The sequence below is a fragment of the Enterobacter sp. RIT637 genome, from assembly GCF_019718755.1.
Classification (GTDB): Bacteria; Pseudomonadota; Gammaproteobacteria; order Enterobacterales; family Enterobacteriaceae; genus Enterobacter.
In genome coordinates, this window is the sequence record NZ_JAIHAZ010000016.1 from 57,376 (window position 1) to 72,652 (window position 15,277).

Consider the following 15,277-nt stretch of genomic DNA (forward strand, 5'->3'; position numbering starts at 1 on the left):
TTAGATAGCCTTGATGTCGTAATTTCTGCCTCGGAGGTATTTAAACAATGAATAAAATCCTGTTAGTTGATGATGACCGAGAGCTCACATCCCTTTTAAAGGAGTTGCTCGACATGGAAGGTTTCAACGTCCTGGTTGCCCATGATGGCGAGCAGGCGCTGAGTCTCCTTGACGACAGCATCGATTTACTTTTGCTCGACGTAATGATGCCGAAGAAAAACGGTATTGATACGCTGAAAGAGCTTCGCCAGACACACCAGACCCCCGTTATCATGCTGACCGCGCGCGGCAGCGAACTTGACCGCGTACTCGGCCTTGAGCTGGGCGCGGATGACTATTTACCGAAGCCGTTCAACGACCGTGAACTGGTGGCCCGTATTCGCGCGATCCTGCGTCGTTCCCACTGGAGCGAGCAGCAGCAGAATACCGACAACAGCTCGCCAACGCTGGAAGTGGACTCCCTGAGCCTGAACCCGGGCCGTCAGGAAGCGAGCTTCGACGGTGAAACGCTGGAACTGACCGGCACCGAGTTCACCCTGCTTTACCTGCTGGCGCAGCATCTCGGCCAGGTGGTATCGCGTGAACATCTCAGTCAGGAAGTGCTGGGCAAACGTCTGACCCCATTTGACCGCGCCATCGACATGCACATCTCTAACCTGCGCCGCAAGCTGCCGGAGCGTAAAGACGGTCACCCATGGTTTAAAACCCTGCGTGGTCGAGGTTATCTGATGGTTTCCGCTTCATGATAGGCAGCTTAACCGCCCGCATCTTCGCCATCTTCTGGCTGACGCTGGCACTGGTTTTAATGCTCGTTTTGATGTTGCCAAAACTCGACTCACGCCAGATGACGGAGCTTCTCGACAGCGAGCAACGTCAGGGCGTGATGATCGAGCAGCACGTGGAAGCCGAGCTGGCAAACGATCCGCCGAACGATTTAATGTGGTGGCGCAGATTATTTCGCGCTATCGACAAGTGGGCGCCGCCCGGACAACGCCTGCTGCTGGTAACCAGCGAAGGCCGCGTCATTGGGGCCGATCGCAATGAAATGCAGATTATCCGTAACTTCATTGGCCAGGCGGATAACGCCGATCACCCACAGAAAAAGAAATATGGTCGGGTAGAGATGGTCGGCCCTTTCTCGGTTCGGGATGGGGAAGATAACTATCAGCTCTACCTGATTCGCCCTGCGAGCAACTCCCAGTCCGATTTCATCAACCTGCTGTTTGACCGTCCTCTCCTGCTGCTGATTGTCACCATGCTGGTCAGCTCGCCGCTGCTGTTATGGCTGGCGTGGAGCCTGGCAAAACCGGCGCGTAAGCTGAAGAACGCGGCGGATGAAGTGGCGCAGGGTAACCTGCGACAACACCCTGAACTGGAAGCCGGGCCGCAGGAGTTCCTTGCCGCCGGGACCAGTTTTAACCAGATGGTGAGCGCGCTGGATCGCATGATGACGGCACAACAGCGTCTGCTGTCGGATATCTCGCACGAACTGCGCACCCCGCTCACGCGCTTGCAGCTCGGCACCGCGCTGCTGCGACGCCGCAGCGGTGAGAGCAAAGAGCTGGAGCGTATTGAAACGGAAGCTCACCGCCTGGACAGCATGATCAACGACCTGCTGGTGATGTCGCGCAATCAGCAGAAAAACGCGCTGGTGAGCGAAACGGTGAAAGCCAATCACCTGTGGCATGAGGTGCTGGATAACGCGGCGTTCGAAGCGGAACAGATGGGTAAATCCTTCACCGTCAACTTCCCGCCGGGCCCGTGGCCGCTGTACGGTAACCCCAACACGCTGGAAAGCGCGCTGGAGAACATCGTGCGTAACGCCCTGCGCTACTCGCATACGAAAATTGAGGTGGCGTTCTCGGTGGATAAAGACGGGATCACCATCATCGTTGACGATGACGGCCCCGGCGTCAGTCCGGAAGATCGCGAGCAGATTTTCCGTCCGTTCTACCGTACCGACGAAGCGCGCGACCGCGAATCGGGCGGCACGGGGCTGGGGCTGGCGATTGTGGAAACCGCCATGCAGCAGCACCGCGGCTGGGTGAAAGCCGACGACAGCCCGTTGGGGGGGCTGCGGTTAACGCTGTGGCTGCCGTTGTATAAGCGTTCGTAGCTGTTAGTGCCGGGTGGCGGCTTCGCCTTACCCGGCCTACTTTCTACGGAGGACTACTTTCCCCACAATCTCCGCGAATTATCTTCGATCTTGCCGCTTACGCGCCGCTTCTGCATCGTTCTGGTCCAGCTAGTCGATAACCCCGCAGCCGACAGCAGGCGGTGATATTGCTCGTCATCAAACGGCATATGCCACGCAATGGCGCAGGCGTCATACACCGAGACATCGCTCAGGCGCGACGCGAGCGCCAGCGGCGCGTCCGCGGAAACCTGCCCTGCCTGCACCACGCGGTACAGCCAGCCGGTTTTTCCTGCCGTTTGCAGCTGGGCAGACATATCCTGAATACCGAAATGGTAATTTAGCTTGAAGCACGGCGAGCGCGGCTGCGTCACCTGAATCAGGGCGTCGCCCCAGCGGTAAATATCACCGATAAAGACGTTTTTCTCGGTCAGCCCTTCGGTCGAGAGGTTCTCGCCGAACGCGGGGGCAACAAACAGGTCCGCCTGCTCGGGGAATTCGGCTTTCCAGTGCTGGTAGTGTTCGCGAGGATAGTGGCACAGCGCGCGCTCGGGCCCGCCGTGGATTTTCTTTTCAGCCTGCTCGTCACCCGCCAGCCCGAGGTCGGTTAGCGTCAGCTCGCCGTCGACCTGAATTTTAGCGATGGCGCTTGGGCGGCTGCCGTCGTACTCCCTGACCTTGCCTGTAAACACATTCACCGGGTAATGCATTGCTGCCTCCATTACGCAGATACAAAAAAAGCGAGTCATAAGACTCGCTTCTCACAGGCGTCAATGCAACCTTATTTTTTAGCGGCGAAACGCGCTGCTGCTTCGTCCCAGTTCACCACGTCCCAGAAGGCTTTGATGTAGTCCGGGCGACGGTTCTGGAATTTCAGGTAGTAAGCGTGTTCCCACACGTCCAGGCCCAGGATTGGGAAGCCGGATGCGCCAGAAATTGCTTCACCCATCAGCGGGGAGTCCTGGTTAGCAGTAGACACTACCGCCAGTTTGTCGCCTTTCAGAACCAGCCACGCCCAGCCAGAGCCGAAACGGGTTGCAGCGGCTTTTTCGAATTCCGCTTTGAAGTTGTCAACGGAACCGAAGTCGCGCTCGATAGCCGCTTTCAGGTCGCCCTGCAGGGTGGTACCGGTTTTCAGGCCTTTCCAGAACAGGCTGTGGTTAGCGTGGCCGCCCGCGTTGTTACGCAGCACGGTTTTCTTGTCGGCTGGCAGCTGGTCCAGCTTGGTGATCAGCTCTTCAGCAGACAGGTTAGCGAACTCAGGCAGGCTTTCCAGCGCGGCGTTCGCGTTGTTCACATAGGTCTGGTGGTGTTTAGTGTGATGGATTTCCATCGTCTGCTTGTCGAAATGCGGTTCCAGTGCGTCGTAGGCATACGGCAGGGATGGCAGTGTATAACTCATAATCCTCTCCATTATTGTCGGGCGGCACAGCTGTTAATGCCGCGTAAGCAGTTGGTTCATTATAGTTAATTAAATGATATTGAAAATGATTATCAATGCCGTAGTTTTTATATGGTTATTCATTTTTCGATTAATGGCGGAAATGTGAGTCTGCTCACGCGGTTAACGTGCTGATTGCCATCCAGAACAAAAGTGCGGCAACCTTCTGAAGGTTCCCAAACCGCCTAATTTTTACACTCATCAAGTCGGCGGGAAGCCACCGACTATAAAAACGATGAGGATGTAAAAATGAATCATGCGATTACGATGGGTATCTTCTGGCATTTGATAGGCGCGGCCAGTGCTGCCTGTTTCTATGCCCCGTTTAAAAAAGTGAAAGGCTGGTCATGGGAAACCATGTGGTCCGTTGGCGGTACGGTGTCATGGCTGATTCTGCCGTGGACCATTAGCGCCATGCTGCTGCCCGATTTCTGGGGCTACTTCTCCTCCTTCAGCGCCTCTACCCTGCTGCCGGTGTTTCTGTTCGGCGCGATGTGGGGCATCGGCAACATCAACTACGGCCTGACCATGCGCTATCTCGGCATGTCGATGGGCATCGGCATCGCGATTGGCATCACGCTGATCGTCGGCACCCTGATGACGCCGATCCTCAACGGCAACTTCGACGTGCTGATTAACACGCAAGGCGGACGGATGACGCTGCTGGGCGTGCTGGTCGCGGTGGTTGGCGTGGGTATCGTCACCCGCGCGGGCCAGTTGAAAGAGCGCAAGATGGGCATTAAGGCCGAAGACTTTAACCTGAAGAAAGGGCTGCTTCTGGCGGTGATGTGCGGCATCTTCTCGGCGGGCATGTCGTTCGCCATGAACGCCGCCAAACCGATGCACGAAGCGGCTGCCGCGCTGGGCGTCGACCCGCTTTACGCTGCCCTGCCAAGCTACGTGGTGATCATGGGTGGCGGCGCGCTGGTAAACCTCGGCTTCTGCTTCGTTCGTCTGGCAAAAGTGAACAACCTGTCGGTAAAAGCCGATTTCTCGCTGGCAAAACCGCTCATCATCACAAACGTGCTGCTCTCCGCCCTCGGCGGCCTGATGTGGTACCTGCAGTTCTTCTTCTACGCCTGGGGCCACGCCAGCATTCCGGCGCAGTACGACTACATGAGCTGGATGCTGCACATGAGCTTCTACGTGCTGTGCGGCGGGCTGGTTGGGCTGGTGCTGAAGGAGTGGAACAACGCCGGGCGACGTCCGGTGGGCGTCCTGAGCCTGGGCTGCGTGGTGATTATCATTGCCGCCAACATCGTTGGCCTCGGCATGGCGAACTGATTAGGCCGCCTTTCGACTGCGATGACGCCACTGAACCGGCGTCATCCCCACCTCGCGGTTAAACACCACCGAAAAGTAGTTACTGTCCTCAAAGCCGCAGCGCATCGCCACTTCACTCACCATTAGCTCCGTATGCTGCAGCAGATACTGGGCGTGGCAGATGCGCAGCTGGCGCAGGTAGTGGTTCACCGTCATTCCCGTCTGGGTACGGAACTGCTGGCGCAGCGCGCGCTCGCTGCACTGCTCCTGCTCGCAGAATTTCTCCAGCACGAAGCTTCTGTTCAGGCTGCCCGCAAGCGTGGTGATGAGCTTATCCAGCAGCGCTTCCTGCGTGGTGGCGGAAGGGTTATCGGTGGCGTAACGGTAGCGCTTCAGCGTCATCACCAGCTGGGCGAAAAGCAGCTCCGCCATCTGGTTAGCGACCGGGTCGCTCTTCTGGCTCTCCTGCTCAAGCTGGGAAATGACCTGCCGAACCTGGGTCATGCCGCTGCTGCTTAACCGCCAGTGCGGAGAACCCTTAGCGTCAAGAAAACCCGGAATGTTCGCGGCCCAGTCCACGTTAAGCCTGAGCCTGTCCGGGCAGTAGATGACGTTCTGCAGCACCAGGTCGTTAACCGAGGCGTAGGAGTGTTTATCTTCGGCGCGGATGTAGAACAGATCCCCGCGCGTGATGCGGTAGGGACGGTCGTTGAGGACGTGCAGGCCGTTGCCGCGCCACACCAGCACCAGCTCGCAAAACTCGTGGGTATGCTCGGCAAAGACGTTTTGCGGGTAGCGATCGGCCACCGCCACGGCCTGACTCGCGGAGGCAAAAAAATCATCTTTGCGAAGGATTAACTGAGCAGCCACACCACGACCTCTGTGCCGAAAAACCTGACATTATTAGCTTTATTGCGGCAATAAAACGGTGACTGCCCTCGCGTTACTGAAGCAACGCGTCTTTTCCCTGACGAATATCGCGCGGCGACCAGCTAAACTCCCGGCGAAAAAGCGTCGAAAAGTGGTTACTGTCGCCGAAACCGCAGCGATAGGCGATATCGGTGACGCTTTCGTCAGTATGGCGTAAAAGATGACGTGCTTTGATTAAGCGCAGGCGGTTAAGGTAGCGCTGCGGCGTCAGCCCGGTGTACTGCTTCAGCTGGCGATGCAGGGTGCGCAGCGACAGCGAAAAATCATCCGCCAGCGTTTCCCAGCAGACATCTTCGGCGAAATGGTCTTCCAGCCAGGCCATCAGATGGTTCAGCCGGGCGTCGTTATTTTCCAGCCCCTCCACCAGACTACTGCGGCGCAGCAGCACCAGCAGCTGCATGAACAGCAGTTCGCGCGTGGCAATGGCGTGCGTCTCCTGCCCGTCCTCGCTCTGCTCCATCTGGCTCACCAGCTGACGCACCTGCTGTAAGGTAGACTGGTTCACGCGCCAGTGCGACGGATAGTGCCCGTCCTTCTCCTGCGGCAGCAGCTGATTCAGCCCCGAAAGGAACTGGAACGCGTCCGGAGAACGATAGAGCACGTTGGTCAGGCACAGGTTGTCGGTATGTTCATACAGGTGCCTGTCGTGGTCGCGCACAAAGCACACCGTGCCGCCGCTGATGGTGTACGGCTGGCCGTTAAACACGTGAATGCCCGTCCCGTGCTCAACAATCACAATCTCATGAAAATCATGATGATGTTCCGGAAAAGCGGCCTGAGGGAGCCGCGGCTCAATCGCGACGGGCGACCCTCCTGCAGGGAAAAAATCCACGCTGTGTAGTACGGTCATAACGGCCCCCACCAATGAGAAATGTTCTCAAAATAGTAATTAAGGCCTTCCACGCTCACCTTAAATTTTCGGCAGCAAACCTCGCAAAAGCTGTCCGTTTTTCAAGAAACCGGCGGAAAGATCGGGAAATGCGGTAAGCGTCACACTGGCTGAAACCCGCGTTATTACTGGAAACTGTGAACTCCCTCACGTTCATCTTTGCTTTCTTGCCAGCGCCGGATTTGGCCTGTCAGTGGCGAGAAGGTGCCTTTTTCTTCCCTTTCTTACACTCACCGCTAATGAATTAAGAAAGGATCCGACCATGACTTTTCGCCATTGTGTGGCTGTCGATTTAGGCGCATCCAGCGGCCGCGTAATGCTGGCCACCTGGGACTGTAGCCAGCGCACACTTTCGCTTCGCGAAATGCACCGTTTCGCCAACTGCCTGCAAAAGCAGGACGGTTTTGAGACCTGGGATATCGACGCCCTGGAGGCGGAGATCCGCACCGGGCTGAACAACGTCTGCAACGACGGCATTCGTATCGACAGCATCGGCATTGACACCTGGGGCGTGGACTATGTGCTGCTGGACAGTAACGGCGAGCGCGTCGGCCTGCCCGTCTCCTACCGCGACAGCCGCACCGACGGCCTGATGGCACACGCCATCGCCCAACTTGGTAAGGACAACATCTACGGGCGCAGCGGCATTCAGTTTCTGCCGTTCAACACGCTGTACCAGCTGCGCGCTCTGGTTGAGCAGCAGCCAGGGCTGGTCGCGAACGTCGCCCACGCGCTGCTGATCCCGGACTACCTGAGCTACCGCCTGACCGGCAACATGAACTGGGAATACACCAACGCCACCACCACGCAGCTGGTCAACATCAACACCGATAACTGGGACGAAAACCTGCTGGCGTGGACGGGCGCATCGCCGTCCTGGTTCGGCACGCCAACGCACCCCGGAAATGTGATCGGTCAGTGGATTTGCCCGCAGGGGAACGAGATCCCCGTCGTTGCCGTCGCCAGCCACGATACCGCCAGCGCGGTCATTGCCTCGCCGCTCGCCAACAAAGACGCGGCGTACCTTTCTTCCGGCACCTGGTCGCTGATGGGCTTTGAGAGCAAAACGCCGTACACCAGCGATGCCGCGATGGCGGCGAACATCACTAACGAAGGTGGCGCGGAAGGGCGCTATCGCGTGCTGAAAAATATCATGGGCCTGTGGCTGCTCCAGCGCGTGCTGAAAGAGCAAAACGTTACCGACCTGCCCGCGCTTATCGCGGAAACCGAAAAGCTGAAGGCCTGCACCTTCCTGATCAACCCGAACGATGACCGCTTCATCAACCCGGCGCACATGAGCGCCGAAATCCAGGCCGCCTGTTTCGCCGCCGGACAGCCGGTGCCGTCCAGCCCTGCCGAACTGGCGCGCTGCATTTTTGACAGCCTCGCCCTGCTGTACGCCGATGTGCTGAGCGAGCTGGCCGAGCTGCGCGGCAAGCCGTTCAGCCAGCTGCACATCGTGGGCGGCGGCTGCCAGAACCAGCTGCTGAACCAGCTTTGCGCGGATGCCTGCGGCATTACCGTGGTGGCGGGCCCTGTAGAGGCTTCCACGCTCGGCAATATCGGCATTCAGCTGATGACGCTGGACGAACTCTCCAACGTTGACGACTTCCGTTCGGTGGTGGCGGCGAACGCCAGCCTGACCACCTTCACCCCCAATCCCTGCCATGAGATTGCCCGCTTTCGGGCGCAGTTTCAGCAAAAACGACTGACTAAGGAGCTTTGCGCATGACCACTCAACTTGAACAAGCCTGGGACCTGGCTAAACAGCGTTTCGCCGCCGTCGGCGTGGATGTCGAAGAGGCCCTGCGCCAGCTCGACCGTCTGCCCGTCTCCATGCACTGCTGGCAGGGCGATGACGTCGCCGGTTTCGAGAACCCGGGCGGTTCCCTGACGGGTGGTATTCAGGCCACGGGTAACTATCCAGGCAAAGCGCGTAACGCGACCGAACTGCGCGCCGACCTGGAGCTGGCCCTGAGCCTGATCCCGGGGCCAAAGCGCCTTAACCTGCACGCGATTTATCTCGAATCCGACGAGCCGGTGGCGCGTAACGAAATCAAACCGGAACACTTTAAGAACTGGGTGGAGTGGGCCAAAGCCAACCGGCTGGGCCTGGACTTTAACCCGTCCTGCTTCTCGCACCCGCTGAGCGCCGACGGGTTTACCCTCGCCCACGCGGACGATGAAATCCGTCAGTTCTGGATCGACCACGTGAAGGCCAGCCGCCGCGTGTCTGCGTATTTCGGCGAGCAGCTCGGCACGCCGTCGGTGATGAACATCTGGATCCCGGACGGCATGAAGGACATCACCGTTGACCGTCTGGCCCCACGCCAGCGCCTGCTGGCCGCGCTGGATGAGGCGATCAGCGAGAAGCTGGACCCGGCGCACCATATCGACGCCGTGGAGAGCAAGCTGTTCGGCATTGGCGCAGAAAGCTACACCGTGGGCTCGAACGAGTTCTACATGGGGTACGCCACCAGCCGCCAGACCGCGCTGTGCCTGGATGCCGGCCACTTCCACCCAACCGAGGTGATCTCCGACAAAATCTCAGCAGCCATGCTCTACGTGCCGCGCCTGCTGCTGCACGTCAGCCGCCCGGTGCGCTGGGACAGCGACCACGTGGTGCTGCTGGATGACGAAACCCAGGCGATTGCCAGCGAGATCGTCCGCCACGACCTCTTTGACCGCGTGCATATTGGCCTCGATTTCTTCGATGCCTCCATCAACCGCATCGCGGCGTGGGTTATCGGCACCCGCAACATGAAAAAAGCCCTGCTGCGCGCGCTGCTGGAGCCTGTCGCCGCGCTGAAACAGCTTGAGGCTAACGGCGACTACACCGCGCGTCTGGCGCTGCTGGAAGAGCAGAAATCCCTGCCGTGGCAGGCGGTGTGGGAGATGTACTGCCAGCGTAACGACGCGCCTGCGGGCAGCCAGTGGCTGGACAACGTGCGGGCGTATGAGAAAGACGTTCTCACCGCTCGTCAGTAAAAAACATTGCCCGGCGGCGCGTTGCTTGCCGGGCCTACAGGTAAGAGTAGGCCGGGTAAGCGTAGCGCCACCCGGCATTTTCAAAGGAAACACAGTATGCAGACCATCACTACCTCCTGGTTCGTCCAGGGCATGATCAAAGCCACCTCCGACGCCTGGCTGAAGGGCTGGGACGAGCGCAACGGCGGCAACCTGACGCTGCGCCTGGACGACGCGGATATCGAACCCTTCGCGGCCGATTTCCACCAGAAACCGCGCTATATCGCGCTGAGCCAGCCGATGCCGCTGCTCGCCAACACGCCGTTTATCGTCACCGGTTCCGGCAAGTTCTTCCGCAACGTCCAGCTCGACCCGGAGGCCAACCTCGGCGTGGTGAAAGTGGACAGCGACGGCGCGGGCTATCACATCCTGTGGGGCCTGACCGATGACGCGGTGCCCACCTCCGAACTGCCGGCGCACTTCCTCTCCCACTGCGAGCGCATCAAGGCGACCAACGGCAAAGACCGCGTGATCATGCACTGCCACGCCACCAACCTGATCGCTCTGACCTACGTGCTGGAAAACAGCTCGGATTTCATCACCCGCAAGCTGTGGGAAGGCAGCACCGAGTGTCTGGTGGTGTTCCCGGACGGCGTAGGCATTCTGCCGTGGATGGTGCCGGGTACCGACGAAATCGGTCAGGCAACCGCCGTGGATATGCAAAAACATTCACTGGTGCTGTGGCCGTTCCACGGCGTGTTTGGCAGCGGCCCAACGCTGGATGAAACCTTTGGCCTGATCGACACCGCCGAGAAATCCGCGGAGGTGCTGGTGAAGGTCTATTCCATGGGCGGCATGAAGCAGACCATCACCCGGGAAGAGCTGATCGCCCTGGGCAAACGCTTTGGCGTCACCCCGATGCAGTCCGCGTTAGATTTGTACCAATAACAACATCGCGCCCCGCTCATTGAGACGGGGCGAAAACCACCTGCAATCCCTACAACTAACTCAAGTCAGTGGAGTAAAAGCAATGAAAATAAAGACAAGCTTGATCCTCACCGTTGCCGCTCTGGCGTTGTCCGGTTCCGCTTTAGCAGAAGTGAAAATCGCCCTGGTGGCGAAGTCCTTAGGGAATGGATTCTTCGAAGCTGCGAACGTCGGCGCGCAGAAGGCGGCCAAAGAGTTAGGCGATGTAAAAGTGATTTATACCGGCCCGACTACCACCACGGCGGAAGCGCAGATCGAGGTGCTGAACGGGCTGATCGCCCAGGGCGTGGATGCGATCGCCATTTCCGCGAACGATCCGGATGCCGTCGTGCCGGTGCTGAAAAAAGCGATGCAGCGCGGTATTAAGGTGGTGTCGTGGGATTCCGGCGTGGCAAAAGCCGGACGCCAGATCCACCTGAACCCGTCCAATAACGCGCTGATTGGCGAAACCAACGTCAAGCTCGCCGCCGACGCGCTGAAGGCGCTGAACGTCGAGAAAGGCGACGTTGCCGTGCTGAGCGCAACGCCCACCTCCACCAACCAGAATACCTGGATTGCGGAGATGAAAAAGGTGCTGCCGAAGTACCCGTCGGTCAATCTGGTGACCGTGGCCTACGGGGACGATCTCTCTGATAAAAGCTACCGCGAGGCGGTCGGCCTGCTGAAAACCTACCCCGACCTGAAAGTGATTGTTTCGCCATCGTCCGTGGGCATTGTCGCTGCGGCGCAGGCGGTGAAAGACCAGGGCAAGATCGGCAAAGTGTACGTGACGGGGCTGGGCCTGCCGTCTGAAATGGCGGGCGCGGTAAAATCCGGCGCGAGCAAAAGCTTTGCCATCTGGAACCCTATTGACCTGGGCTATGCGGCAACCTATTTAGCAGACGATCTGGTGAAAGGCACCGCCACGAAGGGCGAGGCCAGCATGGGCAAACTGGGCAAAGTGAAGCTGGATGCCGACGGCAACGGCGCGATGGCCGAGCCGTTCGTCTACGATGCCAGCAATATTGATAAGTTCTCAAAGATCTTCTGATCCTTTCTCCCTCTCCCTGTGGGAGAGGGAATACTACGGAGAACTATCATGACCCCATTGCTACAGCTTTCTGGCATCACCAAAGTGTTCCCCGGCGTGCGTGCCCTTGAGAACGTACAGCTTGCGCTTTGGCCCGGCAAAGTGACGGCGCTTATCGGCGAAAACGGCGCGGGCAAATCAACGCTGGTCAAAGTGATGACCGGCATATACCAGCCCGACGAGGGCGAAATCCTCTACAAGGCGATCCCCGTTCACCTCCCGACGCCGGACTCGGCGCATAAGCTCGGCATTACCGCTATTCATCAAGAAACCGTCCTGTTCGATGAACTGTCGGTCACGGAAAATATCTTTGTCGGGCAGTACCTCTACAAAGGCTTTCTGAAAACGCTCGACTGGCCGGAGATGTTCCGCCGGGCGCAGGCGATCCTCACCCGCCTTGAGGTGCAAATCGACCCGCGCGCGACGCTGAAAACCCTGAGCATCGCCCAGCGCCACATGGTCGCCATCGCCCGTGCGCTGTCGTTTGAGGCGCAGGTGGTGATTCTTGATGAGCCTACAGCGGCGCTGTCGCAGCATGAAATCCTCGAGTTTTACCAAATCGTTGAGCGCCTGAAGCAGGAGGGCAAGGCCATCCTGTTTATCTCCCACAAGTTCGACGAGATTTTTGAGCTTGCCGATCGCTACACCATTTTGCGCGACGGCGCGTTCGTCGGAGAAGGCGCGATGAGTGCGATAACCGAAGAGCGGATGGTATCGATGATGGTCGGGCGCGCCATCACCCAGACCTTCCCGAAGGTGGCGTGCGAAAAAGGCGAGACGGTGCTGGAGGTAAAAAATCTCTGCCACCCGACCGAGTTCGCCAATATCTCCTTCTCCCTGCGTAAAGGGGAAATCCTCGGCTTCTACGGGCTGGTCGGTGCCGGGCGTACCGAGCTGATGCAGGCGCTTTCCGGCGTCACGCGGCCATCGTCAGGCGAAATTACTCTTAACGGTCAGGCCCGGCGCTTCCGCCAGCCTGCGGATGCGATCAAAGCCGGTATCGTCTGCGTGCCGGAAGAGCGGCAGAAGCAGGGCGCGATTATCGAACTGTCGATTGCCCAAAACATCAGCCTGCCGCAGCTCGGCAAGCTCAACCCGAGCGGCGTGCTGCACGACGACCGCGAATGGCGGCTGGCGGATGAATACGCCAAACGTCTGCAGGTAAAAGCCTTTAGCTGGAAGCAGGCGGTGCAGACCCTCTCCGGCGGCAATCAGCAAAAGGTGGTTATCGGCAAGTGGCTGGCGACGCATCCTGACGTGATCATCCTCGATGAGCCAACAAAAGGCATCGATATCGGCTCAAAGGCCGCCGTTCATCAATTTATGTCTGAACTGGTCGCTCAGGGGCTGGCGGTGATTATGGTCTCCTCTGAACTGCCGGAGGTGATGGGCATGGCGGACCGCATCATCGTGATGCACGAAGGGCTGATGGTGGCCGAATATCGGGCGGGTGACGCGACGGCGGAAACCATCGTCAGCGCCGCCAGCGGTGCAAAACAGGAGGCGGCATAATGCTTAACTCGCTGTTAAAACACCGCGAAGCCCTGCTGGGCGCGGTGATTGTGCTGATGGTCATCGCCATCGGCAGCCGCGTGCCGTCGTTTATCGCGCCGGGCAATCTGGTGGAGATGTTTAACGATACCGCCATCCTGATCGTCCTCGCGCTCGGGCAGATGATGGTGCTGCTCACCAAAGGCATCGATCTCTCAATGGCGGCCAACCTGGCGCTGACCGGGATGATTGTCGCCCTGATTAACTTCCATTACCCGGACGTGCCGGTCTGGGCGCTGCTGATCCTCGCCAGCGCGCTCGGGCTGCTGATGGGCGCGATTAACGGCCTGCTGGTGTGGAAGCTGGGCATTCCGGCGATTGTGGTGACGCTCGGGACGATGAGCATCTACCGCGGGATTATCTTTTTGCTCTCCGGCGGCGGCTGGGTGAACGCCAACCAGATGGGCGCGGACTTCCTCGGCCTGCCGCGCGCCTCGGTGCTGGGCCTGCCTGTGTTGAGCTGGTGCGCCGTTGCTGCGCTGCTGCTGGTGGGCTACTTCCTGCGCTACAGCTCTACCGGACGGGCGCTGTACACCGCGGGCGGCAACGCCACGGCGGCCTACTACACCGGGATCAATGCCGGGAAAATGCAGTTCGTCAGCTTCTGCCTTTCCGGGCTGCTGGCCGGGTTCTGCGGGTATCTGTGGATTTCGCGCTTCGCCGTGGCCTACGTCGACGTGGCGAACGGCTTTGAGCTGCAGGTGGTGGCAGCCTGCGTGATTGGCGGCATCAGCACCATGGGCGGCACCGGGCGCGTGCTCGGCTGCCTGTTCGGCGCGCTGTTCCTCGGCGTGATCAACAACGCCCTGCCGGTGATCGGCGTCTCCCCGTTCTGGCAAATGGCAATTTCCGGCACGGTGATCGTGATTGCGGTGCTGCTGAACGAGCGCGGCAACAGGCGTAAAGGCAGACTCATCCTGCGCGACGCGGCGCTGGCGCGTCAGAAACTGGCGGTGAAATCATGAGCAAAATGATGGCCTCTGAAGAGATCAAAAACGTGCCTGCTGCGCCGGGCATTTTCCAGCGCCTGTTGTGCTGGGAAGGCTTCCTGCTGGCGGTGACGTTGGCGGTGTTCGTGGTGAACGCGCTAGCCTCGCCCTACTTCCTCAACGTCTGGAATCTCTCCGACGCGACGTTCAACTTCACCGAAAAAGCGATCATCGTGTTGCCGATGGCGATGCTGATTATCGCCCGGGAAATTGACCTCTCGGTGGCGTCCACCATCGCGCTCAGCTCCACGGTGATGGGCTTTTGCGCGGCGGCGGGTGTGGATACGCCACTGCTGGTCTGCATCGGGTTAGGCGTGGGGCTGCTGTGCGGACTGTTCAACGGCATTCTGGTGACGCGCTTCAACCTGTCGTCCATCGTCATCACCATCGGCACTATGAGCCTGTACCGCGGGATAACCTACATCCTGCTCGGCGATAAGGCGCTGAACAGCTACCCGGAGAGCTTTGCCTGGTTCGGCCAGGGCTACGTCTGGGGCGCGCTGTCGTTCGAGTTCGCGCTGTTTATCGTGCTGGCCTTGCTGTTTGCCTTTGTGCTGCACCGCACCAACTTTGGCCGCCGCACCTACGCCATCGGCAATAACCCGACCGGCGCGTGGTATTCCGGCATCAACGTTAAGCGCCACAACCTGATCCTGTTCGCGCTGGTGGGGCTGATGTCCGGCCTGGCATCGGTGCTGCTTACCTCGCGCCTGGGCAGCACCCGCCCGACAATTGCGATGGGCTGGGAGCTGGCGGTGGTAACGATGGCGGTGCTCGGCGGCGTCAATATTCTCGGCGGGTCCGGGAGCATGGTGGGCGTGATTATCGCCGCCTTCCTGATGGGGCTGGTGACCTTTGGCCTGAGCCTGCTCAACGTGCCCGGCATCGTGATGTCGGTGATTATCGGCGCGATGCTGATCGTGGTGATTTCGCTGCCGATTATTACCCGCCGGGTGATGCAGCGAAGACGGATCTCATAGCCGGGTGGCACTGCGTTTACCCGGCCTACTTAACCGTAGGCCCGCGCAAGCGCAGCGCCGCCGGGCATAAAAATCAC

General features: G+C 59.3%; 14 protein-coding genes. 10 read left to right on the forward strand and 4 right to left on the reverse strand.

Annotation, left to right across the window (positions count from 1 at the left end; translation table 11 throughout):
- The first annotated feature begins 47 nt into the window (after positions 1-47).
- Both cpxR and cpxA read left to right on the forward strand, forming a co-directional pair.
- Entirely contained in the window at positions 48-746 is a 699-nt protein-coding gene (cpxR, locus tag K5E19_RS19080; RefSeq protein WP_003862004.1) for an envelope stress response regulator transcription factor CpxR, read from the forward strand.
- Positions 743-2,116, forward strand: a complete 1,374-nt coding sequence (gene cpxA, locus K5E19_RS19085) for an envelope stress sensor histidine kinase CpxA (RefSeq protein WP_010436910.1) — start codon at positions 743-745, stop codon at positions 2,114-2,116. The genes cpxR and cpxA overlap by 4 nt, the downstream gene beginning before the upstream one ends.
- Positions 2,117-2,169: 53 nt before the next feature.
- Here cpxA and yiiM read toward each other — a convergent pair whose 3' ends face one another.
- Together yiiM and sodA are read right to left on the reverse strand one after the other, a co-directional pair.
- Positions 2,170-2,844 carry a 6-hydroxyaminopurine reductase gene (gene yiiM, locus K5E19_RS19090; protein WP_221552591.1) on the reverse strand — a complete coding sequence of 225 codons (675 nt, stop codon included), beginning with the start codon at positions 2,842-2,844 and terminating at the stop codon, positions 2,170-2,172.
- Positions 2,845-2,915: 71 nt separating this feature from the next.
- Positions 2,916-3,536 (reverse strand): superoxide dismutase [Mn], encoded by a 621-nt coding sequence (sodA, locus tag K5E19_RS19095; RefSeq protein WP_004203668.1) that lies wholly within the window; start codon positions 3,534-3,536, stop codon positions 2,916-2,918.
- 288 nt (positions 3,537-3,824) lie between these two features.
- On the opposite strand from sodA, the gene rhaT reads away from it, so the two are divergent.
- The gene (gene rhaT, locus K5E19_RS19100) at positions 3,825-4,859 is read left to right on the forward strand and encodes an L-rhamnose/proton symporter RhaT (protein ID WP_221552592.1); all 1,035 of its coding nucleotides are present in this window, start codon (positions 3,825-3,827) and stop codon (positions 4,857-4,859) included.
- Here rhaT and rhaR read toward each other — a convergent pair whose 3' ends face one another.
- Together rhaR and rhaS (K5E19_RS19110) are read right to left on the reverse strand one after the other, a co-directional pair.
- Positions 4,860-5,708, reverse strand: a complete 849-nt coding sequence (rhaR, locus tag K5E19_RS19105) for an HTH-type transcriptional activator RhaR (RefSeq protein ID WP_221552593.1) — start codon at positions 5,706-5,708, stop codon at positions 4,860-4,862. It lies immediately after the preceding gene.
- A gap of 73 nt (positions 5,709-5,781) precedes the next feature.
- Entirely contained in the window at positions 5,782-6,618 is an 837-nt protein-coding gene (gene rhaS, locus K5E19_RS19110) for an HTH-type transcriptional activator RhaS (RefSeq protein ID WP_221552594.1), read from the reverse strand.
- A 301-nt stretch (positions 6,619-6,919) separates the two neighbouring features.
- Between rhaS (K5E19_RS19110) and rhaB the strand changes: the two genes are divergently transcribed.
- From rhaB to K5E19_RS19145, 7 genes are all read left to right on the forward strand, one after another.
- Positions 6,920-8,389: a rhamnulokinase gene (rhaB, locus tag K5E19_RS19115; RefSeq protein ID WP_221552595.1), complete on the forward strand. Its 1,470-nt coding sequence runs from the start codon at positions 6,920-6,922 to the stop codon at positions 8,387-8,389.
- On the forward strand, positions 8,386-9,645 hold the full coding sequence (gene rhaA, locus K5E19_RS19120) for an L-rhamnose isomerase (RefSeq protein ID WP_221552596.1): 1,260 nt from the start codon (positions 8,386-8,388) through the stop codon (positions 9,643-9,645). Before rhaB ends, rhaA begins: the two co-directional genes overlap by 4 nt.
- A 96-nt stretch (positions 9,646-9,741) precedes the next feature.
- Positions 9,742-10,572 carry a rhamnulose-1-phosphate aldolase gene (gene rhaD / locus K5E19_RS19125; RefSeq protein ID WP_221552597.1) on the forward strand — a complete coding sequence of 277 codons (831 nt, stop codon included), beginning with the start codon at positions 9,742-9,744 and terminating at the stop codon, positions 10,570-10,572.
- 82 nt (positions 10,573-10,654) lie between these two features.
- Complete coding sequence (gene rhaS, locus K5E19_RS19130) at positions 10,655-11,641, forward strand: rhamnose ABC transporter substrate-binding protein (RefSeq protein WP_221552598.1); 987 nt, start codon at positions 10,655-10,657, stop codon at positions 11,639-11,641.
- 48 nt (positions 11,642-11,689) lie between these two features.
- A complete protein-coding gene (locus K5E19_RS19135; RefSeq protein WP_221552600.1) occupies positions 11,690-13,192 on the forward strand; it encodes a sugar ABC transporter ATP-binding protein in 1,503 nt (500 codons plus the stop codon).
- Positions 13,192-14,196 carry an ABC transporter permease gene (locus K5E19_RS19140; protein ID WP_221552602.1) on the forward strand — a complete coding sequence of 335 codons (1,005 nt, stop codon included), beginning with the start codon at positions 13,192-13,194 and terminating at the stop codon, positions 14,194-14,196. Before K5E19_RS19135 ends, K5E19_RS19140 begins: the two co-directional genes overlap by 1 nt.
- Positions 14,193-15,200, forward strand: a complete 1,008-nt coding sequence (locus tag K5E19_RS19145; RefSeq protein WP_221552604.1) for an ABC transporter permease — start codon at positions 14,193-14,195, stop codon at positions 15,198-15,200. The genes K5E19_RS19140 and K5E19_RS19145 overlap by 4 nt, the downstream gene beginning before the upstream one ends.
- Positions 15,201-15,277: the final 77 nt, after the last annotated feature.